Annotated in this window: 30 protein-coding genes and 1 tRNA gene; 11 read left to right on the top strand and 20 right to left on the bottom strand. The window is 49.8% G+C overall.

Annotated elements, in window-relative coordinates; genetic code table 11:
• From CCY32_RS00660 to thrS, 8 genes are all read right to left on the bottom strand, one after another.
• Complete coding sequence (locus CCY32_RS00660; RefSeq protein WP_088328429.1) at nt 1–951, bottom strand: DUF523 and DUF1722 domain-containing protein; 951 nt, start codon at nt 949–951, stop codon at nt 1–3.
• 255 nt (nt 952–1,206) lie between these two features.
• The gene (gene ihfA, locus CCY32_RS00655) at nt 1,207–1,503 is read right to left on the bottom strand and encodes an integration host factor subunit alpha (protein ID WP_088328428.1); all 297 of its coding nucleotides are present in this window, start codon (nt 1,501–1,503) and stop codon (nt 1,207–1,209) included.
• A gap of 3 nt (nt 1,504–1,506) precedes the next feature.
• Nucleotides 1,507–3,900 carry a phenylalanine--tRNA ligase subunit beta gene (pheT, locus tag CCY32_RS00650; RefSeq protein ID WP_088328427.1) on the bottom strand — a complete coding sequence of 798 codons (2,394 nt, stop codon included), beginning with the start codon at nt 3,898–3,900 and terminating at the stop codon, nt 1,507–1,509.
• Between the two features lie 10 nt (nt 3,901–3,910).
• A complete protein-coding gene (gene pheS, locus CCY32_RS00645; protein WP_088328426.1) occupies nt 3,911–4,891 on the bottom strand; it encodes a phenylalanine--tRNA ligase subunit alpha in 981 nt (326 codons plus the stop codon).
• A 292-nt stretch (nt 4,892–5,183) separates the two neighbouring features.
• Nucleotides 5,184–5,540: a 50S ribosomal protein L20 gene (rplT, locus tag CCY32_RS00640; RefSeq protein WP_088328425.1), complete on the bottom strand. Its 357-nt coding sequence runs from the start codon at nt 5,538–5,540 to the stop codon at nt 5,184–5,186.
• Nucleotides 5,541–5,560: 20 nt separating this feature from the next.
• Entirely contained in the window at nt 5,561–5,758 is a 198-nt protein-coding gene (gene rpmI / locus CCY32_RS00635) for a 50S ribosomal protein L35 (RefSeq protein WP_082633207.1), read from the bottom strand.
• An 85-nt stretch (nt 5,759–5,843) separates the two neighbouring features.
• Nucleotides 5,844–6,386 (bottom strand): translation initiation factor IF-3, encoded by a 543-nt coding sequence (infC, locus tag CCY32_RS00630; RefSeq protein ID WP_088328424.1) that lies wholly within the window; start codon nt 6,384–6,386, stop codon nt 5,844–5,846.
• Nucleotides 6,387–6,405: 19 nt separating this feature from the next.
• Nucleotides 6,406–8,322 (bottom strand): threonine--tRNA ligase, encoded by a 1,917-nt coding sequence (gene thrS, locus CCY32_RS00625; protein WP_088328423.1) that lies wholly within the window; start codon nt 8,320–8,322, stop codon nt 6,406–6,408.
• Between the two features lie 146 nt (nt 8,323–8,468).
• On the opposite strand from thrS, the gene CCY32_RS00620 reads away from it, so the two are divergent.
• The 5 genes from CCY32_RS00620 (at nt 8,469) to CCY32_RS00600 (ending at nt 12,082) form a co-directional block, all read left to right on the top strand.
• Nucleotides 8,469–9,092, top strand: coding sequence for an START domain-containing protein (locus CCY32_RS00620; RefSeq protein WP_088328422.1), 624 nt, complete (start codon nt 8,469–8,471; stop codon nt 9,090–9,092).
• A gap of 68 nt (nt 9,093–9,160) precedes the next feature.
• Nucleotides 9,161–10,018: a fructosamine kinase family protein gene (locus tag CCY32_RS00615; RefSeq protein ID WP_088328421.1), complete on the top strand. Its 858-nt coding sequence runs from the start codon at nt 9,161–9,163 to the stop codon at nt 10,016–10,018.
• A 57-nt stretch (nt 10,019–10,075) separates the two neighbouring features.
• Entirely contained in the window at nt 10,076–10,825 is a 750-nt protein-coding gene (locus tag CCY32_RS00610; protein WP_088329205.1) for a pteridine reductase, read from the top strand.
• Nucleotides 10,826–10,870: 45 nt separating this feature from the next.
• Nucleotides 10,871–11,071, top strand: a complete 201-nt coding sequence (locus CCY32_RS00605) for a CPXCG motif-containing cysteine-rich protein (protein WP_088328420.1) — start codon at nt 10,871–10,873, stop codon at nt 11,069–11,071.
• A 6-nt stretch (nt 11,072–11,077) separates the two neighbouring features.
• A complete protein-coding gene (locus CCY32_RS00600; protein ID WP_141096152.1) occupies nt 11,078–12,082 on the top strand; it encodes a DUF3080 family protein in 1,005 nt (334 codons plus the stop codon).
• Here CCY32_RS00600 and CCY32_RS00595 read toward each other — a convergent pair.
• From CCY32_RS00595 to CCY32_RS00585, 3 genes are all read right to left on the bottom strand, one after another.
• Entirely contained in the window at nt 12,047–12,943 is an 897-nt protein-coding gene (locus CCY32_RS00595; protein WP_088328418.1) for a prenyltransferase, read from the bottom strand. The genes CCY32_RS00600 and CCY32_RS00595 overlap by 36 nt on opposite strands.
• A 34-nt stretch (nt 12,944–12,977) precedes the next feature.
• Nucleotides 12,978–13,418 carry a DUF1772 domain-containing protein gene (locus tag CCY32_RS00590; RefSeq protein ID WP_210401662.1) on the bottom strand — a complete coding sequence of 147 codons (441 nt, stop codon included), beginning with the start codon at nt 13,416–13,418 and terminating at the stop codon, nt 12,978–12,980.
• Nucleotides 13,419–13,882: 464 nt separating this feature from the next.
• Nucleotides 13,883–13,974, bottom strand: a tRNA-Ser gene (locus CCY32_RS00585).
• 226 nt (nt 13,975–14,200) lie between these two features.
• On the opposite strand from CCY32_RS00585, the gene CCY32_RS00580 reads away from it, so the two are divergent.
• The 5 genes from CCY32_RS00580 to CCY32_RS00560 are packed head-to-tail and all read left to right on the top strand — an operon-like array spanning nt 14,201 to nt 16,284.
• The gene (locus CCY32_RS00580; protein WP_088328417.1) at nt 14,201–14,869 is read left to right on the top strand and encodes a Bax inhibitor-1/YccA family protein; all 669 of its coding nucleotides are present in this window, start codon (nt 14,201–14,203) and stop codon (nt 14,867–14,869) included.
• Between the two features lie 56 nt (nt 14,870–14,925).
• Entirely contained in the window at nt 14,926–15,312 is a 387-nt protein-coding gene (gene tusD / locus CCY32_RS00575) for a sulfurtransferase complex subunit TusD (RefSeq protein ID WP_088329203.1), read from the top strand.
• Nucleotides 15,312–15,674, top strand: a complete 363-nt coding sequence (gene tusC, locus CCY32_RS00570) for a sulfurtransferase complex subunit TusC (protein WP_088328416.1) — start codon at nt 15,312–15,314, stop codon at nt 15,672–15,674. The genes tusD and tusC overlap by 1 nt, the downstream gene beginning before the upstream one ends.
• Nucleotides 15,674–15,949 carry a sulfurtransferase complex subunit TusB gene (tusB, locus tag CCY32_RS00565; RefSeq protein WP_088328415.1) on the top strand — a complete coding sequence of 92 codons (276 nt, stop codon included), beginning with the start codon at nt 15,674–15,676 and terminating at the stop codon, nt 15,947–15,949. The genes tusC and tusB overlap by 1 nt, the downstream gene beginning before the upstream one ends.
• Complete coding sequence (locus tag CCY32_RS00560) at nt 15,946–16,284, top strand: TusE/DsrC/DsvC family sulfur relay protein (protein ID WP_168171391.1); 339 nt, start codon at nt 15,946–15,948, stop codon at nt 16,282–16,284. Before tusB ends, CCY32_RS00560 begins: the two co-directional genes overlap by 4 nt.
• A gap of 39 nt (nt 16,285–16,323) precedes the next feature.
• On the opposite strand, the gene CCY32_RS17410 is transcribed toward CCY32_RS00560, so the two are convergent.
• The 7 genes from CCY32_RS17410 to lrp form a co-directional block, all read right to left on the bottom strand.
• The gene (locus tag CCY32_RS17410; protein WP_281492495.1) at nt 16,324–16,458 is read right to left on the bottom strand and encodes a hypothetical protein; all 135 of its coding nucleotides are present in this window, start codon (nt 16,456–16,458) and stop codon (nt 16,324–16,326) included.
• Between the two features lie 119 nt (nt 16,459–16,577).
• Complete coding sequence (gene serS, locus CCY32_RS00555; protein WP_088328414.1) at nt 16,578–17,867, bottom strand: serine--tRNA ligase; 1,290 nt, start codon at nt 17,865–17,867, stop codon at nt 16,578–16,580.
• A gap of 9 nt (nt 17,868–17,876) precedes the next feature.
• On the bottom strand, nt 17,877–18,275 hold the full coding sequence (gene crcB / locus CCY32_RS00550) for a fluoride efflux transporter CrcB (protein ID WP_088328413.1): 399 nt from the start codon (nt 18,273–18,275) through the stop codon (nt 17,877–17,879).
• Complete coding sequence (locus CCY32_RS00545; protein WP_088328412.1) at nt 18,256–19,575, bottom strand: replication-associated recombination protein A; 1,320 nt, start codon at nt 19,573–19,575, stop codon at nt 18,256–18,258. The genes crcB and CCY32_RS00545 overlap by 20 nt, the downstream gene beginning before the upstream one ends.
• 12 nt (nt 19,576–19,587) lie before the next feature.
• Nucleotides 19,588–20,214 carry an outer membrane lipoprotein chaperone LolA gene (gene lolA / locus CCY32_RS00540; protein WP_088328411.1) on the bottom strand — a complete coding sequence of 209 codons (627 nt, stop codon included), beginning with the start codon at nt 20,212–20,214 and terminating at the stop codon, nt 19,588–19,590.
• Between the two features lie 83 nt (nt 20,215–20,297).
• Nucleotides 20,298–22,631, bottom strand: coding sequence for a DNA translocase FtsK (locus CCY32_RS17485; RefSeq protein ID WP_088329201.1), 2,334 nt, complete (start codon nt 22,629–22,631; stop codon nt 20,298–20,300).
• A gap of 141 nt (nt 22,632–22,772) precedes the next feature.
• Complete coding sequence (gene lrp, locus CCY32_RS00530) at nt 22,773–23,258, bottom strand: leucine-responsive transcriptional regulator Lrp (protein ID WP_088329200.1); 486 nt, start codon at nt 23,256–23,258, stop codon at nt 22,773–22,775.
• A 127-nt stretch (nt 23,259–23,385) separates the two neighbouring features.
• On the opposite strand from lrp, the gene ald reads away from it, so the two are divergent.
• Nucleotides 23,386–24,516: an alanine dehydrogenase gene (gene ald, locus CCY32_RS00525; RefSeq protein WP_088328410.1), complete on the top strand. Its 1,131-nt coding sequence runs from the start codon at nt 23,386–23,388 to the stop codon at nt 24,514–24,516.
• Between the two features lie 41 nt (nt 24,517–24,557).
• Here the strand turns inward: ald and CCY32_RS00520 are convergent, their stop codons facing one another.
• Together CCY32_RS00520 and CCY32_RS00515 are read right to left on the bottom strand one after the other, a co-directional pair.
• Nucleotides 24,558–25,022: a nuclear transport factor 2 family protein gene (locus CCY32_RS00520; protein WP_141096151.1), complete on the bottom strand. Its 465-nt coding sequence runs from the start codon at nt 25,020–25,022 to the stop codon at nt 24,558–24,560.
• 303 nt (nt 25,023–25,325) lie between these two features.
• On the bottom strand, nt 25,326–25,571 hold the full coding sequence (locus CCY32_RS00515; protein WP_088328408.1) for an EF-hand domain-containing protein: 246 nt from the start codon (nt 25,569–25,571) through the stop codon (nt 25,326–25,328).
• Nucleotides 25,572–25,638 lie beyond the last annotated feature (67 nt).

Below are 25,638 nucleotides of genomic sequence, written 5' to 3'. Positions count from 1 at the left end.
CTAGCCTCTGAGCCCCAGGGCTTCGGGATAAGGCTGCAAATAACTCTGCCTGGACAGATAGGCATTGGGATGATTTTTTAAATGATGACGCAACAGCGTAACCGGTGCCATAAGGGGAGTATAACCGAGCCGATACTTATCAATTTGCTCGCTCAGTTCATGCTTATCGGCTTTATCCAGTTGCTTCTTAAAGTACCCCTGCAGGTGCATCAGTACATTGGTGTGCTTGCGCCGATTCGTAGGTTTACTCAATGCCTTCATCATCAGCGTCAGATATTGGCTGGCGGTACTCTCTTCCTGCCCCTTCACATTCGCAACCAGCCTGCCTAAGGTCTGATATGCATGTGGACTGTACGCCATGATGAGCATCTTATGTCGGCTGTGAAAATCCACCAGAGCGCTGGCACTGAGTTCATTTTTCACGTTATGACGAAAATCATGATAAACGTATATACGGGTGATGAAACTCTCTCTCAGTCCTTGATCATTAAGGCGACCATCTTCCTCCATGGGTAAATCGGGAAAATGCTCTTTCAGAAGCTGTACAAAGATCCCCTGCCCGTTTCGGTGCAACAATTCACCTTGCTCGGTGTACACCTTGATTCGCTCCATTCCGCAACTGGGCGACTTGGCCGCTAACACGTACCCATCCAGTTGTTGCAACTGGCTGAGTTTTGCAGTCAAAAACGCTTTCATGTCATCCGTATGATCAACACTGGCATCCCGACTATTGGTTAGTCGTGGTTGCTGAGCGATTTCACGGATATGGATGGTAGGCCGGGGAACCGGCATGCCAATCCCCATCTCCGGGCAATTAGGGACAAAGCGAACAAAACCCGCCAGGGTATCGGTCACAAACGCGGAGCGCTTGTGACCGCCGTCATAGCGCACTTTTTCTCCCAGCACACAGCTGCTGATGCCCACCAGAGGTTTACTTTCAGTTTCAGTCATTGTTGTATAAGTCTGTTGATTGATTTGCGCTTCGGCCTGATGCCGGGTAGCAATGAATAGTCTGATACTGGTATACGCCAGTTGAGGGGATCAGATCAACCTTTCCAGCTCCTTATAGAAACTGATCGGGACAAGACGTCATAGCAGCTTCAAATAACCCGAAAGACGGGCGAAACTGAAGAGCAAATGAGAAATAAAAAAACGCACCTTTAACGGTGCGTTTTCTTATTATTGATTAGCGCCACATTTCGACGGTCAATTCAGAGGCTTACTGCTCTCAACCCGGCTTTTGAGTTTTTGGCCGGGACGAAATGTCACCACCCGGCGTGCCTTTATCGGAATATCTTCGCCGGTTTTAGGATTTCTGCCTGGACGCTCATTCTTTTCACGTAGGTCAAAATTACCAAAACCGGAGAGTTTAACCTGCTCTCCGGACTCCAGTGCTTCTCTGACCTCTTCAAAAAAGGCTTCTACCAGCTCCTTTGCATCCCGTTTATTGATGCCCAGCTTTTCAAACAAATGCTCAGCCATATCGGCTTTGGTAAGCGCCATAAATTAATCCCTCAGAGATGCCCCGAAATTTTCCGACAATGCTGTCAGAACCCGTTCAACGACAGCCTGAATCTCATGTTCTTCGAGAGTTCTGGCCGGATCCTGTAATGTCATAGATATTGCCAGACTATGATGCCCTTCGGCAATACCTTTTCCCTTATAGATGTCAAACAAGTTTAGGCCAACTAATTGATTTCCGCCAAATTTTTCTATGCACTGAAGGATATCCGCCAATGCATGCTGTTCATCGACCACAATGGCAATATCCCGCCTGTTGGCAGGGAAGCGGGAAATTTCCTGTGCCTGAGGAAGGTGACGCTGACACAAAGCCTGCAATTCAATTTCAAAGACAAAGGCACGACCATTGAGCTTCAGTGTTTTTTCGAACTGCGGGTGTAATGCTCCCATCAGGCCGATTTGACGATCACCACGGTAAATTGCAGCCGCCTGCCCCGGATGCAATGCGCTGTGCTGAAGGGCCTTGAAACTGAAATCTTGTTGCGCAGAGCTGGTCGCCAACAATGCTTCCACTATCCCTTTGAGATCAAAGAAATCCACCGCGGTGGTCTGTAGATCCCAATGTTCAGCCTGCCGCAAGCCCGCCATGACGCCGGCGATAACCGGCTCCTGACGGACACCGGCGGTTTCACCGGCATCCGGAGCAAAGCGCAGCCCCGTCTCAAAAAAGGACAGCGCAGACTGCTGACGCTTCTGGTTGTATGACACAGCCTGGAGCAGTCCTGGCCATAAGCTCACACGCATAGATGACATCTCTACAGAAATAGGATGTGGCAATGCCAGCGGTGTAAGATCAGGAAACAGACTCTGCTGCACTTTCGGATCAACGAAGGAATAGGTGATGGCTTCCTGGAAGCCACAGCTAATTAGGCGCTGTTTGAGTAACATCAACGGCGTTTGCTGTTCTGGCTGCCCGTGCATTCTGAGACTGGCCATCGGGGCCACCTCAGGAACATTGTGATAGCCAAATACCCGTGCCACTTCTTCAATGAGGTCTTCCTCAATGCTGATATCAAAGCGATAGGAAGGCACACTCACGGCCCATTGCTGCTGTTGTTGATCATACTCCACATCAAAGCCCAGACGAGTGAGAATGTCTGTCACTCTGTCGGTGTCGATATGAATTCCGATGACGCGATCCAGTCGCTCACGGCGCAAACTGACCGCGCTGGACTCTGGCAAGTGCGCATCGCTCTTCGCTTCCACGACAGGACCTGGGGTTCCCCCCACAATTTCCAATAACAATGCGGTCGCTCTTTCCATGGCGTCACGCTGCAGTTGTGGATCCACGCCGCGTTCATAGCGATGCGAGGCATCGGTGTGCAAACCATATTGGCGAGCCTTTCCCATCATCAGTTGCGGTGCGAAAAAGGCACTTTCTAAAAAGATATTAGCGGTGTTTGCCGTCACACCCGATGCTTTACCACCAAAGACTCCGGCCATGGCCAAAGGTTTTTTCTCATCCGCGATAAGCAGCGTGTCTTCGCTCAACTCCACTTCTTCACCATCGAGTAGCACCAGCTTCTCTTTTGGTGTCGCCTGACGCACAACAATGGCCCCTTCGAGCACATCATTGTCAAAAGCATGCATAGGGTGACCCAACTCGAGTAACACGTAGTTGGTGACGTCCACCACAGGATCGATACTACGAACTCCGCTTCGGCGCAGGCGCTCCTTCATCCATAAAGGCGTTACCGCATCCATATTAATGTTTTCAATCACCCGACCTAGATATCTCGGACACTCAGCCGGCGAAGAAAGATGAATATCGCGCTTGGTACTACTGACCGCAGCTACCGGCTCAATCAAGGCCTCCTGCACGTCCGTCTGGGTCAAAACGCCGACTTCTCTGGCGATGCCTTTAATACCCAGGCAATCTGCCCGGTTCGGTGTCAGATCGACTTCAATGCTCAGATCGTCGAGTTCAAGCAAGTCACGAAAATCTTTACCGATCGGCGTATCAGCCGGTAACTCCAGAATGCCATCGTGATCATCACTCAAACCCAGTTCTGACCAGGAACACAGCATACCGTGTGAAGGCTGTCCGCGAAGCTTGGCCTTCTTAATCTTAAAATCACCAGGCAGAACGGCGCCTACGATAGCCACCGCAACCTTGAGTCCCTGGCGACAATTTGGTGCACCACAAACAATATCCAACAGCGCGTCCTGCCCTACATTGACTTTGGTGACCTGTAACTTATCCGCATCCGGGTGGGGACCACAGTCCACCACTTCACCGACGACAACGCCACTGAATGATGCAGCGACTGGCTCCACACCATCAACTTCAAGACCGGCCATGGACAATTGCTCAGCCAGTTCGTCACTGGATATTTGTGGGTTAACCCAGGTTCTTAACCACTTTTCACTGAATTTCATGTACCGAATCCTAATTAAACTGTTTCAAGAAGCGCAGGTCATTTTCGAAGAAGGCCCGTAGGTCGTTGACCTGATAACGCAGCATGGTCAGGCGCTCTACTCCCATGCCGAAGGCAAAGCCCGTATATTCTTGCGGATCGATATTGACGGCTTTGAGCACATTGGGGTGCACCATTCCACAACCCAAAACCTCTAACCACTTGCCATTTTGTCCCATCACGTCCACTTCGGCCGAGGGCTCCGTAAAGGGGAAATAGGATGGGCGGAAGCGAACCTGCATTTCCTGCTCGAAAAAATGGTTAAGAAAATCATGCAAAATGCCTTTGAGCTCAGCAAAACTGACATTTTTATCCACCATCAACCCTTCGACCTGATGAAACATCGGCGTGTGGGTCTGGTCGTAGTCATTTCGATAAACACGACCGGGAGAAATAATCCGCAATGGGGGTTTTTCCGTTTCCATGGTGCGAATTTGTACACCGGATGTCTGCGTACGCAGCATCAGATCCGGATTAAAGTAGAAAGTATCATGGTCGGCGCGGGCCGGGTGATTGGCCGGAATATTCAGAGCATCAAAGTTATGGAAACCATCCTCAATCTCTGGCCCTGACTTGACCGCAAAACCCAGCTCCGAGAAAAACGACTCAATGCGGGCTATGGTGCGGCTCACCGGATGAAGGCCCCCGGGTTGCTTATTACGACCTGGCAGGGTGACATCAATTTTCTCTTCGGCCAGACGTGCATCCAGCTCCTGGCGTCGCAATGTTTCACCGCGCTGATGAATCAGCCCCTGGATATGCTGTTTTGCTTTGTTAATTCGCTCGCCTGCGGCAGGACGCTCTTCAGCCGAGAGCTTTCCCAGGCCTTTAAGCAATTCAGTCAAACGACCTTTCTTACCGAGATACTCAACTCTGACTTTGTCCAGGGCGTTAAGATCAGTGGCGTCACTGACCTGCGCTTCGGCCTCTTTGCTGATCGCATCAAGATCCATGTCTACTCCGAAAAAATAACCAATCGTGAGGGGATCACGAGGAAAAAATAAAACAGGGATTCTACACGAAAACGCCGGTTTTTCACCAGCTTATCACCACTCTTTCGCACCCTATTTGTGCTTTTTTGAGCACCGGTGCCCAGCGTCGTAACAAAGTATGCCGGTCACAGGGATAGCGGGACTATTAGCACAATGGTGCCGTGGGTTGAGAGATTTCGCCTGCCGGAAAAGAAAACGGGGAGCATCCGGCTCCCCGTTTCCCAAGAAAGAACTTAAGCTTAATGGTTTTTTATTAAGCTAATGCGCCTTTGGCAGTGTCTACCAGTGCGCTGAAAGCTGCTTTGTCATGTACGGCGATGTCAGCCAGGATCTTACGATCAATCTCGACAGACGCCTTTTTCAGACCGTTAATGAAACGGCTGTATGACAGACCATTTTGACGGGACGCCGCATTAATACGTGCAATCCACAATTGACGGAATTGACGTTTTTTCTGACGACGGTCACGATAGGCGTACTGGCCGGCCTTGGTAACCGCCTGTACAGCAACGCGATACACCCGTGAACGGGCTCCGTAATAACCTTTGGCTTGCTTCAGTACCTTTTTATGACGGGCACGTGCAATTACACCACGTTTTACTCTTGCCATGTTTTAAGTCTCCTTTGGTCTTAAGCGTACGGCAACATGCGTTGGATTAACGCAGTATCCGAATCATGGGCCAATTTCTTGCCACGCAAGTGGCGTTTACGCTTAGAACTCTTCTTGGTCAGAATGTGACGCAAGTGAGACTGTTTTGTTTTAAAGCGACCAGAAGCTGATTTTTTGAATCGCTTCGCGGCACCGCTATTACTCTTCATTTTAGACATTGCTAAAACTCCGCATTGTTAATGTTAAATAACCAGTAGCAAGGTGATTTCAGTGCGCAGCCACTAAAATACTTGCAGACCTTTACTACTTCTTAATGGGGGCCAGCACCATGATCATCTGTCTGCCTTCCACCCTTCTGGGGAAAGACTCGCAGGTGGCCAGTTCTTCCAAATCGGTTTTAATCCGATTGAGAAGATCAATGCCAATCTCCTGGTGTGCCATTTCACGACCGCGGAAGCGAATCGTGACTTTGGTTTTATCACCCCCTTCGAGAAAGCGACGCAGGTTGCGCAGTTTGACCTGGTAATCGCCTTCATCAGTGCCAGGGCGGAATTTCACCTCCTTGACCTGAATTTGCTTTGTCTTTTTCTTTTGCTCTTTCTGAGCCTTACTTTTTTCGAAAAGGAATTTACCGTAGTCCATGATCTTACAGACTGGCGGCTCCGCATTGGGGCTAATCTCAACCAAGTCCAGCTCTACTTCAGCTGCTTTTTCCAATGCTTCAGTCAGAGAAACTATCCCTAACTGATCACCATCCATACCGATCAAACGAACTTCTTGTAGTTTTATTTCTTCGTTAATGCGGGCTTTTGCCGAATCTTGACCCCGATTGTTAGCGCCTTTAATGTGCTATTCCTCCACGAAATTAATCAATTAGTTTGCTATCGACCTGTTGCGTTGCAAGCTTAATAAAGTCATCAACGCCCATTTTACCCAGGTCCTCACCCTTGCGAGTTCTCACTGCTACCTCGCCGGCTTCCATTTCTTTGTCACCGACAACCAACATATACGGAACACGCCGTAAGGTGTGCTCGCGGATTTTAAAGCCTATCTTCTCATTTCTCAAGTCAGACTTTGCTCTAAGTCCCGATTGTTGTAACTTTTTCACCACATTACGTGAATATTCAGCCTGATTATCGGTAATATTCAGCACCACTGCCTGCATTGGTGCCAACCAAAGCGGAAACAGTCCTGAGTATTCTTCTGTGAGAATACCAATAAAGCGTTCCAGTGAGCCAAGAATAGCGCGGTGAATCATCACCGGCACTTTTCGATCTCCGTCTTCGGCTACATAAGTACTGCCGAGACGCCCTGGCATGGAGAAGTCGAGCTGAATAGTGCCACATTGCCAGGCTCTATCCAGACAATCATGCAAAGTAAACTCAATTTTCGGGCCGTAGAACGCCCCTTCACCTGGCAGATACTGGAATTCAATATTCTTTGCCTGCAGCGCCTCTGCCAGTGCTTTTTCAGATTTGTCCCAAATTTCATCACTGCCAACCCGCTTTTCCGGGCGGGTTGAAAGTTTCACGGCAATCTTGTCAAAACCAAAGGTCTTGTACGTTTCGTACACCATATCGATACACCCGCCAACTTCGGCGAGGATCTGCTCTTCAGTACAAAAAATATGCGCATCATCCTGCGTAAATCCCCGTACCCGCATCAGTCCATGCAGAGCGCCACTGGGTTCATTGCGATGACAGCATCCGAATTCAGCCATCCGCAATGGCAGATCACGGTAGGATTTAAGACCCTGATTGAAGATCTGTACATGTCCGGGACAGTTCATTGGCTTTATCGCATACTCACGTTTTTCCGACTCCGTGGTAAACATGTTCTCTGCGTATTTATCCCAATGACCGGACTTTTCCCATAAAGAGCGGTCCATCATTAACGGACCTTTCACTTCATCATAGTCGTATTCACGTAGCTTCTGACGCACATATTTTTCAAGCTCGGTATAGATTGTCCAGCCATCGTTATGCCAGAACACCATGCCCGGCGCCTCTTCCTGCCAGTGAAACAGATCCAGCGCTTTGCCGATCTTTCGATGGTCACGTTTTTCGGCTTCTTCCAGCCTTTGCAGGTAGGCCTTGAGCTGTTTCTTATCTGCCCAGGCAGTTCCATAGATACGCTGCAACATCTTATTGTTGCTGTCACCGCGCCAATAAGCGCCGGCCACTTTCATCAGTTTAAAATGCTGACAAAACTTCATACCCGGGACGTGAGGCCCCCGGCACATATCGATGTATTCTTCATGATGGTACAAGCCGGGACGATCGTCCTGGCTGATGTTTTCATCAAGAATCTGAATCTTGTAGGGTTCGCCGCGAGCTTCAAAAGTGTCGCGAGCCTGCTGCCAGCTGACCACTTCTTTGATGACCGGATACTGAGTCTTGGCCAGTTCCAACATGCGTTTTTCAAGCTTATCCAGATCTTCCTGACTCAGAGGGTGCTCAAGGTCCACGTCATAGTAAAAACCATTATCGATGACCGGGCCGATAGCCATTTGTGTATCAGGCCAGAGCTGTTTGATGGCATGACCCAACAAATGTGCGCAGGAATGGCGGATTATCTCCAGGCCTTCCTCATCTTTTGCGGTAATAATCTGCAGGCGTGCGTCATCTTGAATCAGATCACACGCATCAACCAGCTCACCATCAACTTTACCTGCGATGGTGGCTTTAGCCAGACCAGGGCCAATATCATTTGCCACATCTAAAACGGAAACGGCGTGCTCAAACTGGCGTTGACTGCCATCGGGAAGTGTAATCAGGGGCATGTAACATCCTTAACAGTGGTGACACAAACCAAGCGCCACTTGTTCAAATAAAAAACACCCTGGCGGGTGTTACTACAAAATTCATTTTATATTGAGTTTGTCTGCTACCATCAGACGACGGCAACTATATCCATTTCGGGCCCCAGATGCAATTTCCACTGTTCCTGCTGTTATTGTTTTGTGCATTATTTGCACGGGCCTCCTGTATGGATGAAGAAACAGACTGGGCGTTAGAAAAATCCTCACAACAGGTCAGTGTGTATGGACGCCAGAAGGCAGACTATTATGAAATCATGGCCACGGTTCGGGTACAGGCTAGTCCCGTGGATTTTCTGACGTTACTGAGAAACACCGAAAAAGGGCCACAGTGGATACACAACGCCAGTCAGATCACGCTGATAGATCAGCCGGACCCGCAGACAGATCTGGTACATACTGTATTCGACTCGCCCTGGCCGTTTCGGGACAGAGATATGGTTACCCTGTCTCGCATACATGAGAATGTCGCGCAGGGCGAACTCAGAATCGATATCACTGATGCCAGCACGCGAATTCTAGCGTCTGCTGATCACGTTCGTATGCAACAAATTCGAGGCATATGGCGCTTGCGTACCACTAAACGCTATACCCAGATCTGCTACCAGGGCAGTGGTCATGCTGGAGGAAACATACCAGACTGGTTGGCACGTTCTTTATTAGTATCAGGAACTTATAAAAGCTTCTCGCAACTTGCGGAGATACTGGGGAGATATCAACCGAAAAAGAATTAAAAAATTTTCATCACGGCCTGCACATCTGTTCCATACTAACAAAACGATTCACCTGAGCCTTGTCTCTTATGTGGCACTTCATCAGCGAACAGATTAGTGACCAGCTGGAGCAGGATTTTATCTGTGATGATATTCGCCAGCTCCACGAACAGTTCTACACCCGGGCCTTTCGTATCAGTGATGGCCAGCGACGCTTCTTTGTTAAAGTCACCGAAGTGGCCGAGTTGTCGCGACTTGAAACTGAAGCGCAGGCACTCGAAAAACTGAGCCAGAGTGACCTGTTTAAAGTGCCCAAAGTAATTGTCGTGGGCAAAACCTCTCAGGCCGGGTTTTTGGTGCTTGAATATCTGCATATGCAAGATGGCAGTGAACAACACTGGTACCGGTTTGGTCAGCAACTGGCCCGCTTGCATCAGAGTGACCAGCAGCAAATGTACGGCTGGCAGGAAGATAACTATATCGGCGCAACGCCTCAGCCAAATGGCTGGCAGAAAAAATGGTGTCAGTTCTTTGCTGAGCAACGCATCGGCTACATGCTGCAACTCCTCTCAGAGAAGTCCATCATTCAGTGCAATGTCGAAAAGGTGGTAGAGCAGGTTAAACGCCTTCTTGCAGGCCACACTCCACCCGCCTCGCCGCTGCATGGCGATCTGTGGCAGGGCAACACAGGCTTCTGGAAAGACAAACCGGTTCTTTATGATCCGGCCTTTTACTATGGTGATCGGGAAACTGACATTGCCATGACAGAGTTTTTCGGTCGATTCCCTGAAGCGTTTTACCGCGGCTATGAAGAGATATGGCCACTCAGTGACCACTACCAATATCGCAAGCCTGTCTATCAGCTTTACCACAACCTTAATCACGCCCTTCTGTTTCAGGGGCAATACGTTCATAGCGCTCAGAGTCAGTTGAATAACATGGACTAACCCCATTCGTTTGCATACTGTGTGCGTTTTCGGATGATTAAACTGACATCAAATCTTATGCAAACATCAGACAAAGTCGTATTTATCAGCGGCAGTGCCAGACGCCTGGGAGCAGCCACCGCCTGCCACCTGCATCAGTTAGGCTATCAGATTGTGCTGCATTGCCATCATTCCATTGATGAAGCGACGACGCTGATGAATGCACTAAATGACCAGCGTAAAGGCTCTGTATCGCTGGTGCAGGGTGACCTTTGTGAACATGAACAAATTGAACGAATTGCCCATGCGGCCCTGACCGCTTTTGGCAGGCTTGATGGTGTGATCCACAATGCCTCCAGTTTTTATCCCACACCGATGGGAGAAATCACCCTCGCTGACTGGAGTAATCTGATGGGCAGCAATGCCATGGCGCCACTTTTTTTGTCTCAGACACTCAAAGGTGAACTGAAATCCCGTCAGGGCACTATCATTAATATGGTAGATATTCACGCACTACGACCTTTGTCAAAACACACGGTGTATTGCATGGCAAAAGCGGCTCTGGTGAGTATGACCGAGTCACTGGCACTGGAACTGGCACCGGATATCAGGGTCAATGCCATTGCACCTGGCGCTATTATGTGGCCTGACAAAGAGGTCAGTGAGCAACAAAAGCAGGCACTGTTAAACAAGGTGCCGTTACAGCGTCTTGGAGAAGCGGCTGACATCGCTAAGGCCGCTGCTTTTTTGCTCACTGCCCCCTATGTGACCGGGCAGGTGCTCAAAGTGGACGGAGGCAGTAGCCTGTCTGGCAGCGGCCCCTTTTAAGCTAAAAAGCACACAGTGCAACAGATGAAAACAAAGGAGTACAACATGAAAGCAAAAAACGTTCATGTAGACTGCCCCCATTGCGGGCATAGTATGCACCTTCTTCTTGATTACAGTCAGGGGGATCAGGACTACTACGAAGACTGCACGAATTGCTGTCACCCTATACGCATTACCCTGCATGTGGATGAAGAGCACAGTAAACTCAGTTACCGTATCAATGCCGACGACGAACAGTATTACTAACCGGCAGTGACCTTACCACTGAAATGGCCACTACTGCTGACGGTATGCATGTTGTGTGGCTGTGCGTTTGAGCAGAATATTGAGGACATCAGCGACCAGTACCGGCAACGATTAGCAAATGTGCTGGATGTGCCAGGACCGCAATATGAGATGGCTCCGCCGTTGCCTGGACTGGATAAATTATCGCTTTCTCATCCCGGGCTGGATATCAGTATCCGGGACTTTTACCAAATGCGGGATTGCCGGATTTATACACTGGTAGCCGAGCGCAATACCTCCCTGGGAAAAATCCAGGCAGCCTCTCAACGATATCTGTACGAACTTGATTTGCTGCAAGCATTGCAGGAATGCCGCAAGACGACCGACACGCTGTCTTTGCAAATTCAGTTAGACAATTGGTTACAACATAAGCAAAGTGCGCTGGAACAGCACTGGCAACAACTATTACAAAGTGATGAAATCCAACAGTCACTGAGTCGCAACCTGGGGTATATCGGCGATACAACCACCGATCACCTGAGCGAAACCCGTCAGTCACTGCAATACCTGTTAAGCATTCACCCCGCCTCACCTGAGCGACTGCGCAACACCCAATTAGAATCTCATTTGCAACAGCTAAAACAGACCCGACTGATGGCCAGGGTGTTCAGAACACAGCGGCTGTTGCTATACCATCTGCCTCCCCTCACCCACTGGCTTGAGCAGCAATCACTTAAATGTTCCGGGGGCAAACCATCAAAACAGGTTGAGTACTTGCGAAACGTGTTCGGGTTGTTTTTTATTGACCAGATTCAACCCCTGGCTGGTCGCACCAATGACATCTACTATCAATTGATGCCCCTGTGGCAATCCCTGCTCAGTGCTCATCCACCGATGAGTGCGTGGTTAACGGAACGAGAAGCAGAGTTCCAACAGTACCGTCAAGCGCTGTCTCAGCATATTCAGTTCTGGCAGCGGCTTTTAGAACAATGCAATTTAGCCCCAGCGGGCGCCAATCAGACACAGACTTAATAGCAAAGGCATCAGCAGGGTCAGCAACACATTGAGTGCCATGGTAAGACGAAAATCCGCTGTTTGATATTGCCCCGATGTAAGCCGCTGATAAATCCACACACTCAGAGCCAGTGGCAAGACAATCAACCAGCCCACAGGATGTGATTCAATCATTATCAACACCACAGTCACGCTCAACGCACTGAGCAGCGCAAGCATGGCATAAACCCGCCTTGCCACTTCAACGCCGTAATAGCCCGGCAACGTGCGCCTGCCTACCTCGGTATCGGCAGCGATATCCGGATACTGGTTCACTAACAGTAGATTGTTCACCAGACAAAACGGGAGTAAGGCGCTCATCATCGCCACACTGGTAACAGTGTCACTGAGCACAATAACGGCGCCAAGTAACATCACCAGAGCAAACCCCGTGCCTGGGGCTATCAGGCAAAGCAACGGCATTCGATTCAACCACCGCGTGTAAGTGAGAACCAGAAGGATACCTAATATACCGAGCACATAAGGTTTCCAGCCCATTCCGTCAATCAGTATCAGGCCTGAGACAAAGCAGCTTATCAGGCTGATAATGGCCACCATCAATACAACTGGGGCCGCCTGCGGGTTTGAGGGCAAGGCCCCACTGCCACCACTAAAAGGTGTCTTATGCGTCATGAGATCCAGGCCAGAGCGAAAATCCTGGTATTCGTTCAGGCAGTTCACTGAAATATGACCACTCAAAGCAATAAGCATGATCAGTGCCGCCCTGGCCGGGTCCACAGTCCCTTGCTGGTAATAAACCAGTGCCACGGCAAGAAAGACCATCATCAGACTTAAGAGTAAAAAGGGCGGACGCATGCTTCGAACTACAGCCCCAATCATCAGTTTGCTGCTCCAGAATAAATGGGTGCCAGGCCTATGGCATGACTAATTGCCAAAGCATGAGCGCAGAGGATAACAAGGCCAGGGCGCTACGAACGCTGTGCAATCTGCCCCAGCGAATCAGCAGTTGGCGCAAAACTGCCGCGTCCGTTTCGGCATCACTACGCTGCAATGCATCATTGACCGGCATAATAATAGCGAACGTATAGGGAACAACCAGTAATATCAATACCGCAGCCAAAAGCCAGATTAAACTGCTGTCTATCCACCACAGCGCAATGCCGGCCGCCCCGCTTATCAGCGCCAGGGGAGCTTGCATTCGGGTGGCACGATAGTAGCTTGGCCGCCAGGTTGACACTGCAAGGCTGTCGGATAATCCGAGACGAGCAGGATGTTCCACCAGGTTGATATAAATGGCCGCGCCGGTAAAAATCAACGCACAGAAGGTGGCAATAAATTCAAAAGTAGCAAGCACAGATAACTCCTTTTATCCATCAACACATAAATGAATCCAAAAGCTTACCGGCTCTCTCCCTCGTTAACAAAGCAGACCACGACTGACACGATCGAATAGGTGGGCTTTTCTCATTTACTTTTTCGATGGTGACGTTTTTTAAAGACAAACACCGAGGTGATCTTACCCCCCTTCACCAGCCCAGATGGGCAGGCTCACAAGCATAATAGTAAAGTCTAAATACGGGGATAGGATTGTCGGGACAGTGCAGAAACAGTGCCTTGGAGACAATTCAATTGCCTGAAACAACGTGAGGGATTGCGAAATACGTCCTTGTATTTCGTCGCTTCGCGACCAGCCTTCGGCTGTCCCAGTTTGCTCCCGGCAAACTGGTCGAACCGAGGGGTTCGAACCAAGTCCTCAACTCGGCCGCCCTAAACGAAAAAAGCCCCTGCGGACTGCGCAGGGGCTTTTTTCGTTTAATATGGCGGAGAGTGAGGGATTCGAACCCCCGGAAGGTTTGACCCTTCGCCTGATTTCAAGTCAGGTGCATTCAACCGAGCTCTGCCAACTCTCCGTTAAGTGGGGCGTATCCTAATGAGCTTTCGCATTATTGTAAAGTCATAATTAAACTATTCCTGTTCAACTGACGTATCTTTAAGCAGATTGCTGTAGTATTCAGCAATCTGTAGATGTAATGACTGGCCAGATACGGAATTGCTTGAAAAAAGGAACCAAAGGCCATACAACTACGTCTTAGAATACGGTTGAATGTTTTTAGCCTGTTAAACTCGGAGTAAAAAATGGAACAAAGAACCTTACATAGCACTTCATCGCAGGTGTCTGCGCTGCAGACCAATAAGGTGTTACGTAATACCTACAGCTTATTAGCGATGACGTTGGCATTCAGTGCCGTGTGTGCTGTTGCCAGCATGGCAATTGGTATTTCTCCACTGGCTTCTATCGCCATGAGCATAGGTGCCTTTGTTTTACTGTTTGTCGTGCATAAGAAAGCCGACAGTGCATCAGGTATCTTCTGGGTGTTTGCCTTTACCGGGTTGTTAGGTGGCTCGCTGGGCTACACGCTGAATTATTACGCCGGATTTGCTGGCGGCCCTCAGCTTATTGCTCAGGCATTTGGTGCCACAGCGCTGGTGTTCTTTGGTCTGTCTGCTTATGCGCTGACGACTAAAAAGGACTTCTCGTTTTTAGGCGGCTTTTTGATGATTGGTCTGATCGTGGCCATCGTCGCAGCGATTGCTAATATCTTCCTGCAGATTCCGGCCATGAGTCTGGCAATCAGTGCAGGCATCGTGCTGATCATGTCGGGTTTTATCCTGTTTGATACCAGCCGTATCATCAACGGTGGCGAAACCAATTACATTCGCGCTACGGTAAGTCTGTATCTGAGCATCTACAACTTGTTTACTGCCATTCTGCATCTTCTGGGTGCATTCGGTGGCGACGACTAAGCGAAATCCATTAGCTGGTAAGCGCCCCGCACTGCGGGGCGTTTATGTTTCATACCATGGCAAAATTTACCCTACTGGTTACCTCCTCCCCTTTTGATCAGCAAGGCAGCAACACGGCATTGCAGTTTGCCCGTGCGATATTGGATGCTGGTCATCAACTGTGTGGCGTGTTTTTTTATCAGGGGGGCGTGCTCAATGCGAATGTATTGCAATGCCCGCCTGAAGATGAGTGTCATTACTACAACGCATGGCAAGAACTGGCTGAAAAAGCGGTACCGATGCATGTTTGCGTCACCGCTGCCGCCCGCCGCGGGGTTATCAGCGAAAGCGATGCCCGTGACCAGGATATGAGTAACAGCAATCTGACGGAACCCTTTCAGGCCAGTGGACTGGGTCAGCTCGTTGAACTGATGGCGCAGGCAGACAGAGTGGTTCAATTCTGATGACTTTACCTTCACTCGCTATCCTTAACCGCCAGCCACCCCATGGAAGTGGACACGGGCAAGAAGCCCTTGACCTGGCCCTTGTTGCTGGCACCTTTGGTCAGCAGGTTACGCTGTTTTTTATTGATGACGGGGTCTACCAGTTACTCAGTAACCAGAAACCGGAGAAAATCGGACGCAAAAACTACAGTAAAACCTTTGCAGCACTGGAGTTTTACGATGTCTCTGAGCCGGTCGTCTGTGCCGATAGTCTGGCATGTCGGGGGATCAGTTCGACCAGCCTGTGTATTGACGTAAACATACAGCCTCGCACAGAGTGGCTGGCCATGCTGGCACAATGCGATCATGTGGTGACCTTCTGATGCTGTTGCACATATTGACTCAGCGCCCTGGCTCAACAGCCTATAAGGATTGCCTCAGTGCCATCAATGAGGGGGATGCGCTGTTACTGATTGAAGATGGGGTCTATGCCGGCAACACTGAGGTACTATCCATGGCATCGAATCGTATCTATGCACTTAAACCTGACAGCCTTGCCCGCGGTTTGGACGAACCGGTCCATGGAATAACATGGATTGATTATACGGGTTTTGTTGAGCTGACCCTGAAATATACGAAAACGGTGACCTGGAAATGAAGCAAACATTGGAGTATCAGGGCCGCCTCATTGAACTGGATAAGGCGGGTTATCTGAAACATCATCAGGACTGGAATGACGACCTGGCCCGCTTACTTGCCGAACGTGAAGGGATATCGATGACAGAAGCGCACTGGGAAGTGGTGTATTTTGTCAGAAACTTTTATCTTGAGTTCAATACCAGTCCGGCCATTCGCGCTCTGGTAAAGGCCATGGCAGCGAAATTTGGTCCGGAGAAAGGGAATAGTCGCTATCTGCACCGCCTGTTTCCGGATGGACCTGCCAAGCAAGCCACAAAACTCGCGGGCCTGCCCAAACCAGCCAAGTGTCTCTGAACCGATTTTATTAATCGGCAGACGCTTCACCTTGGGTGACTACATGGACATAATACCGTTGTAGACCGCCAAAAACGCTAACCAGAAAAGGTACAACACCAAACCCAATGTGATGATCATGGTGGTGTAGTACAACAGCTTCATAAACAAGCGGACGTCGGATGTAACTTTCATTGGCATCAGTCTTTTGCTTACCTGTTGTTATTAAAGCACAATTAAGCAAAGTATAGAAACCATACGAGAGATCATTGCGCCAGCGTTACAGGGAGTGCTGGCGCCTTGAATGGGTCACCTCAGAGGATTCTTTCCAGGCCACCCATGTAAGAACGCAGTACATCAGGGATTTCAATGCTGCCATCAGCCTGCTGATAATTCTCTAATATCGCTACCAACGTGCGGCCCACAGCCAGACCCGAACCATTCAGCGTGTGCAGCAATTCTGGTTTATTGGTTTCCGGGTTACGGAAACGCGCCTGCATGCGTCTGGCCTGGAAATCCAGCATATTTGAACAGGAAGAAATTTCGCGATAGCAGTCTTGTGCTGGCAGCCATACCTCAAGGTCGTATGTTTTGCACGCGCCGAAGCCCATGTCTCCGGTACACAGCAACATTTTACGATAAGGCAGTCCCAGCAACCTGAGAACCTTTTCCGCGTGTTCAGTCAGCTCTTCTAACGCCTCGAATGACTTCTGTGGGTGCACGAGTTGCACCAGTTCCACTTTATCGAACTGATGCTGACGAATCAGGCCACGGGTATCGCGACCGTATGAACCAGCCTCACTACGAAAACAGGGTGTATGGGCAGTGAGTCTGACCGGTAACGCATCGGCAGGGAAGATTTCATCCCGGCCTATATTGGTCAGTGGCACCTCTGCAGTAGGAATCAAAGATAAGCCCTGCCCCTCTTCTGTTGCCGGTCCGGTATGAAACAAATCTTCACCGAATTTCGGCAACTGTCCCGTACCAGTGAGGCTTTCGGCATTGACCAGGTAAGGCACGTAGACTTCCTGATACTCATGTTCATTGGTGTGCAAATCGAGCATAAACTGCGTCAGGGCACGGTGCAGACGAGCAATTTTGCCACGCATCACCACAAAACGGCTGCCACTGAGTTTAACCGCCGTTTCAAAGTCTAATCCTTTATCCAAATTGGCGGCGAGATCCACATGATCCTTCACCTCAAATTCGAACTGACGGGGTTTACCCCAACGCTCTACTTCAACATTTTCAGATTCGTCCTTACCCACAGGCACAGAGTCATGGGGTAAGTTGGGCAATGTCAGAGATAATTGATTGATCTGCTCCAGCAAAGCATTCAGCTCCTGCTTTGCCGCATCCAGCTCGTCGCCCAGTTTACCCACTTCTGCCAGCAAAGGCGCAATATCTTCCCCAGCGGCTTTGGCTTTACCGATATTTTTCGAGCGTACATTGCGCTCGTTCTGCAGATCCTGGGTGCGCACCTGCAAGGCTTTGCGTCTCTCCTCCAGTTGCTGAAACTGCTCCGTATCCAGCTCAAAACCCCGGCTTTGAAGTTGTGCACGGGTCTGTTCGATATCGCTACGCAAATATTTAGGATCTAACATGCTCTTTGATTAACCTTTCATCATAATCAATTTAATCCCTAACCATGCTGCCATCAGGCAACACAGCAGGTTCAACAGGATATTGGTTCCCGCCTTTAACCAACTGCCCTGTTGCAACAGCAACAAAGTGTCCAGCGAAAAAGTGGAAAACGTCGTCAGGGCACCAATAAAACCGATACTTAAGAATGTACGCCAGGGGTGGGCCCCGACATATTCACTTTCAATCAGGCCATATACGATGCCCAGAAGGCAGGAACCCAGAATATTGACCGCTAGTGTACCAAAGGGGAATCCTTTGCCAAACCATTGCAACGCCAATTGAGAGATAAAATAGCGCAGACAGGCACCCATTGCCCCACCAAGGCCAATGACCATGTAAAGAGTCAGGCTATTTGTAGCGTTGAACATGGCTTTGTTGATCCTGTTGTTGCAGGTGTTCCAGTTTCGCGCGTATTTGTTTTTCCAGGCCTCGATCATTAGGCTGGTAATAGCGCCTGTCCTTTAACGCCTCTGGCAGATAGGTCTCGCCCGCAGCATAAGCCCCCGGCTCATCATGGGCATAACGATACCCCTCACCAAACCCCTGTGCTTTGGACAATTGTGTCGGCGCATTGCGTAAATGAAGGGGCACCTCATAATCCGGTAACGTTCTGGCGTCCTTGCGCGCCTGATTAAAGGCCTGATACACGGCATTACTCTTGGCCGCGCTGGCGCAATACAGTAATGCCTGAGCAATAGCCCGCTCGCCTTCCGCCGGGCCGACCCGGTGATAAATATCCCAACCATTTAAACAAATCTGCAGCGCCCTGGGATCAGCATTACCAATGTCTTCTGAAGCAATGGCCAGCAAGCGTCGGGCGATCACCAGCGGATCACAACCGCTTTCCAGCATTCTTGCGTACCAGTAAAGGGCTCCGTCAGGACTCGAACCTCTGACGGATTTATGCAGCGCAGAGAGCATGTCATAGAACTGATCGCCGCCTTTATCAAACTTCATTACTTTACCGCCCACAGCCTCTTTAACGGCCTCGGCGGTAATCTCGCCTTCCGTGGCAAAGTCTGCAGCCAGCTCAAGATAATTCAGCAGCCTGCGCCCATCGCCACAGGAGAGCTCACATAACAATGTGCCGGCTTCTTCGCGTATGTGCACATGACGCAAACCATCATGCTGCAACGCCCGGCGCAGCATGGCCTGCAGATCTGCCTCACTCAGGGGTTTGAGTACATAGACCCTGGCTCTGGATAACAGTGCGCCATTAAGCTCAAAAGAAGGGTTCTCTGTGGTGGCACCGATAAAAATCACCGTCCCATCTTCAATATGAGGTAAAAAAGCATCCTGCTGACTTTTATTAAAACGATGAACTTCATCCACAAACAGCAGTGTTTTTTTGCCCAACGATGCGGCCTGGTGGCGAGCATTCTCAATGGCCAGGCGAATATCCTTGATGCCAGAGGTAACGGCGGATATTCGCTCCACGTGGGCATCCACATAATGGGCTATCAGCTCAGCCAACGTGGTTTTTCCGGTGCCAGGCGGCCCCCATAAAATCATAGAGTGGGCTTTGCCCTGTTCAAGGGCAACGCGCAACGGCTTACCCGCGGCCAATATATGTTGCTGACCCATATACTCTTCAATAGTTTGCGGACGCATACGTGCCGCCAACGGCACAAATGGCGGTGTCTGCTGAAAATCGAAAGACTGGGTCATAACGACAGCATCCTAGTCTGGGCTTCGCTGGTCATCCAGATCATAGCCTGGTGGTAAGCTAAAACGAAACAAAGCGGGGTCCAGATCGCTATTCTGGCGAATCTCACTGAACGTCATCAGGGTACGCTGTTGCTGACGATCGACCATCACCAGCTCAACCAATTGCTGCTGTTCAAACTTAAGCGTTAACGAAGCAATCTGGCTGTCCTCAGAAAGACTCGTAATCACAAACTGCTGGGGTTGAGGCTGAGTGATGACAAAAGACTGCCAGTGATCGCTGTCAGGCTGTGCCAACAGAATAAGTGGATTATTCTCGATGGCCTGGTCCTGATCAAAGGCCACTACCTGCTCCACGAAGGGATCGATATGCCACACCGTCTCACCGTCGGCAATCAGCTTGGTTTCATCAGGCGGCAGTAATTTCCAGACCATATTATTCGGCTGGCTAAGCTGCAACATGCCATCTGCTACTTGCAGCACCTCACCCTGTAAGTCAGTCACCTGTTGTTTAAATTTCGCTTCAAAACTATGTAGCTGTCCCAGCCGCTGTTTTAAAGCTGACGCGGCATCGTCGGTCTCTGCCGCCACCATTAACGGAGAGACCAACAACGTAAAGACACACAAAAGGCGTTTTATCATTTATTTATACCTGTTATCGGTTTGCAAGTCTGAAAACATCTATTGTCGGGGATAAAGCTGAGTCTAAGCTGAATGGCGTCGGATCAGGGTGGCGGCGGCGCCAGCACCTCACGATTCCCGTTGTGTCCCTGAGCGCTGACCACACCGGAATGCTCCATCTGTTCAACGATTCTGGCGGCACGGTTGTAACCAATACGAAATTGGCGCTGTACGCTGGAGACGGAAGCCCTGCGATTCTGCGTCACAAACGCCACAGCCTCGTCATATAGCGGATCCGACTCGTCATCACTTTCTGCCTGTTCACCGGGTAACATGACCTCGGCACTGCCCTCTCCGGAGAGAATTTCATCGATATAATCGGGTTTGCCGCGTTTCTGCCAGTCAGCCACCACCGCATGCACTTCATGATCATCCACAAAGGCGCCGTGGACCCGTGTTGGTACGCCGCTTCCCGGTGGTAAATACAACATGTCTCCTGCACCGAGCAACGCTTCAGCGCCCTGTTGATCGAGGATGGTGCGTGAATCTATTTTGGATGACACCTGAAAGGCAATCCGGGTCGGAATATTGGCTTTAATGAGACCCGTTATCACATCTACAGACGGACGCTGTGTGGCCAGGATCAGATGTATTCCGGCCGCCCGCGCCTTTTGTGCAATCCGGGCAATCAGCTCTTCCACCTTTTTACCCACGATCATCATCATGTCGGCAAATTCATCCACCACCACAACGATACTGGGCAGCTTTTCCAGATCCGGTGCTTCAGGCTCCATGCTCTGCTCCGGTTTCCACAATGGGTCTTTGATGGGCTCGCCGCGCTCAATGGCATCACTGACTTTGGCGTTGTAGCCTTTTAGGTTTCTGACCCCCAGCGCAGACATCAGACGATAGCGACGCTCCATCTCTCCGACACACCAGCGCAGGGCGTTCGCCGCTTCTTTCATATCCGTGACCACTTCAGCCAACAGATGCGGAATACCCTCATAAACGGAAAGCTCGAGCATTTTCGGGTCGATCATGATCAAGCGCACATCTTCGGGTGTGGACTTGTACAGCAAGCTCAGAATCATGACATTCACGCCCACGGACTTACCCGAACCCGTTGTACCGGCAACCAACAAATGGGGCATTCGCGCCAGATCCACCACCACCGGCTTACCGGAGATATCTTTGCCCAGTACCATGGTCAGATTTGACCCCGATTTTTGGAACGCATCACATTCTATGACTTCTGATAATCGAACCATTTCGCGGTTTTTATTCGGCAACTCCAGGCCAATCACCGATTTTCCAGGAATGACTTCGACCACGCGCACAGAGATGGCTGACAAGGCTCTGGCTAAATCTTTGGACAGACCGGATATTTTACTGACCTTGACACCCGGGGCCAGATCCAGCTCAAAACGGGTAATAACCGGTCCCGGATACACACCGACCACTTTGGCCTCAATGCTGAAATCTGCAAGCTTTTCTTCCACCAAACGGGACACCGATTCCAGTTCCTCTGGCGTTATCGGGTTCTTCACTTTATCGGGGCGGTCGAGCAAGTCCACTGTAGGCATATGGCCCACGACATCATTACTGCCTGGCACCACCGGTTCTGTTACCGGTTTTGCCGCTTTTTTCGGCTTCACAGGCTGAGAGGGTTCTGAAAAGACCGGTTCCGATGGCTCTGAAGGTTCGCTAAACACCGGTTCAATAACCGGCTCCCGTTTACTGGAAAATGTCGCCGATGGCTCCGGTTTGTCGGTTCTCTCACCTACATCCTCATATTGACGTTTGAGTGGGTTGAGATTGAAACGGGGTAACGCGGGTAACCGGGCTGCCTGAACCTTGTTTGGTAAGCGCATAAGCCCATTAACACCCGTAATGGTGGTAGCCCCCATAGCATCAATGATACCCAGCCAGGAGATACCGGTCATCAATGTGAAACCGGTACAAAAGAAACACAGCAACAGCAAAATGGTTCCGGCCAGATTAAAGTAAGGCAGCAGACGGGCGCTAATCACATCACCCACAAAGCCGCCGGCTGAAAACACATGCAGGTCGTCAAAGTTAAGGCTGGCCAGCCCTGTGGCCCCGACCAACAGCAATATAATGCCAATCAGCCGCAAGCCTATGGTCAGATAATCAATTTCAGCCAGTTGTTTCGTCTGTTGAAACAGGAACCAGCCCAGCAAGGCCGCTCCAAATGGAAACAGGTAAGCAATGTAACCGAAGCTATTGAGCAGAATATCGGCAAACCAGGCACCCACCGGGCCAGCTGCATTTTGTACTTGTTCACGGAAGCCAGCCTGACTCCAACTGGGATCAGCGGGGTCAAATGAGGCCAGGGCGAGAAGTAAAAACAGTGCAAACACACTGCTGATAATCATGCCCACTTCCATAATCCTTTGGATACCGGAGAGTCGCGCCATAGAGGTTATAGTAATCATTATTATTGAACTGCAATCAGCAGTAGAAGATACCAGTCATGGGGTAAAAATCCTAGTCTCCATTGCCTGTTAAGCGGGCTTTTGTCAGCATTTTTCCATACAGGCATGGCGCACGTACCCCTTCTACTTCAGGCTGATTTTAATGGTACTGGTATGTTTAGCTTCTTCCATTACCACATAGGTTCTGGATTCACTCACCCCCGGCAAGCGCAAAAGGGTATCGCCCAACAATTTTCGGTAACTGGACATATCCGCCACGCGGGCCTTCAATAAAAAATCGAAATCACCGGAAACCAGATGGCACTCCTGAATATCTTCGTGTTTTTTTACCGCAGCAGAAAATTCTTCAAAGATATCGACCGAGGTTTTGGTTAAAGTGATTTCTACAAACACCAACATGGCAGCCCCAAGCTTGGTCGGATCCAGTCTGGCATAGTAGCCCAGAATATATCCCTGTTGCTCCAGACGCCTCACACGCTCAAGGCATGGGGTTGGGCTAAGCCCTACCCTGCGGGATAATTCAACATTGGATATACGACCGTCCTTCTGCAACTCCACAAGGATATTCCGGTCAATTCGATCGAGGTGTTTAGGCGTTTTTACCAGCATATTATTATCTGCTTTAATAGCTAATATCAGCATTATATCCTGTTTGAGACTGATATTCAGTACAACCCTCTGAAAAACTTGCCTTATACTTCGCCCTTACAAAATCTTAACTAAGGTGAAACAGAGCATGTTGATCGGTGTACCCAAAGAAATAAAAAATCATGAATATCGCATTGGCCTGACCCCGGCTGCCGTTAAAGAATTTGTCAGTCATGGTCACGAGGTGATCGTGGAAAAAAATGGTGGCGCCGCCATTGGCTTTTTCGATGAGCAATACATTGCCGCCGGCGCGAGCATTCTTGAAACACCGGAAGAGATCTTCGCCAAAGCCGACATGATCGTCAAAGTGAAGGAGCCACAACCCCACGAATGTAAGATGCTCAGAAAAGGTCAAACACTGTACACCTTCTTGCATCTGGCACCAGACCCGACTCAAACAGAGTTATTGGTTGCGTCTGGCGCGACATGTATTGCCTATGAAACAGTTACCGATAACCGCAATGCCCTGCCCTTGCTGGCACCAATGAGTGAAGTGGCTGGTCGTATGTCGGTCCAGGCTGGCGCCCATTATCTGGAAAAAGCCCATGGCGGAAGCGGTACGCTGCTCGGTGGCGTACCTGGCGTTGCTCCCGGAAAAGTGCTGGTGATTGGTGGCGGTGTGGTCGGTACCAACGCGGCTAAAATGGCGCTGGGTCTGGGTGCGGATGTCACCATTTTAGATCGCTCACTGCCTCGTCTGCGTGAACTGGATGATATCTTTAACGGCCAGGTGAAAACCGTATTCTCCACAGTGGATGCCATCGAACATTATTCTTCCCATGCTGATCTGGTAGTAGGTGCCGTTCTTATCCCCGGCGCCGCAGCACCTAAGTTGCTGACACGGGAACATATCCGCAATATGAAAGAAGGTTCAGTGGTGGTGGATGTTGCCATTGATCAGGGCGGCTGCTTTGAGACCTCTAAAGCCACGACCCATCAGGATCCCGTTTATGTAGTGGACGGTGTCGTGCATTATTGTGTTGCCAACATGCCAGGTGGCGTTGCCCGCACCTCTACCATGGCGCTTAACAATGCGACGCTGCCCTTTGGCCTGGCTTTGGCTAACAAAGGGCCAAAAAGAGCGATGCTGGAAGACCAGCACTTACTCAATGGTCTGAATGTGCACGAAGGGAAAGTGACCTACAAGGCGGTTGTCGATGCCTTAGGTGAAAAACTGGGGCTGACATACGAAGACCCCCGCACCGCATTAAATGGCTGAATTAGCCTGTAAAAAAAGCGCCCGAGGGCGCTTTTTTTGTTTTAATCCAGGCTGGTTTGCTTGGTACCTTCACCACCCGAAACCGGTGAAAAGTGAGCGGCGCGCACTTTCCATTTACCGTTTTCTTTAACATAGACCTCGGTGACACGGGTCAGATAGTTTGATGTCAGCGCCATGCCCTGCGGCTGGTACGCGCCTTCTGAATAGTACATCGCCACGGCCGACTTCCCCTCCTCCAGTGTGATCACATGGATATGTTTTGGGGTGAGCCCAAAGCGTTCGAACTTCTGTACCGAGGATGACGCGGGAACGGATTGCATTAATCCACCACTCGACCAGAACTCCATGGAGCCCTTCGCTGAGGTGGGGTCAGCGGGAGACTGCATATTTGCTTTGGTGTAAGCGTTATTTTTCTCGATGGTCATTTGCACTTCTGCGGCGGTATCTGCCAGCACTGCTGTAGACAAGCAGCATAAAGCAGCAGCCAGATAGGAAATCTTTTTCATTTTTTTCTTAAACAGGTTGAGTGGAGCATGAACTATAGTCTGCGCCCTGCGCCTCATTAGACTATTAGCTGCTAAAAGAGGGGCTGGCTAGAAGATTTATAACAAATTAAAAGACACGGATCGGGTATAAACCTATCCCGTTTTTTGCTGTAGCGCGCTGCTCTATATGAAACTGGGTGTTTCAAATAAAGAGAAGGCAGAATATTTGTGGTCAGTGTTAATCGGGATGCAACAAAAAAGCGCCTACAGAGTAGGCGCTTTTCTTCTTTTAAAGGAGTTGTTGGCTGAAAAAATATGACAACCTTAGTATTCCCACCAGCCTTGCTGCCACCAGTTCAGGAACTCGTTGAAATCGATATGGCCATCAGCGTTTTCATCAATCATTTCAAAGGCTTCCTGTACCGCGTTCACCTTGGTTTTCGGCGATAACACCGTCAGCAGTTCGATAAATTCCCCCAAATCAATCATACCGTTATGATCGTTGTCGAAAAAATCAAACTCCTTGCGTACTTCTGCCACCTGTTCTTGCGTCAATGCCTTATCTGACATGCTATTCTCCACGGAACCTCATAATGCAATCAGTCTACTGGAATTGCACTGGCCACAACAAGACTAT

Source organism: Lacimicrobium sp. SS2-24 (genome assembly GCF_002201535.1).
Taxonomy (GTDB): domain Bacteria; phylum Pseudomonadota; class Gammaproteobacteria; order Enterobacterales; family Alteromonadaceae; genus Lacimicrobium.
Note: the sequence above shows the minus strand (reverse complement) of the source record. Positions and strands in the feature narration are given on the sequence as shown.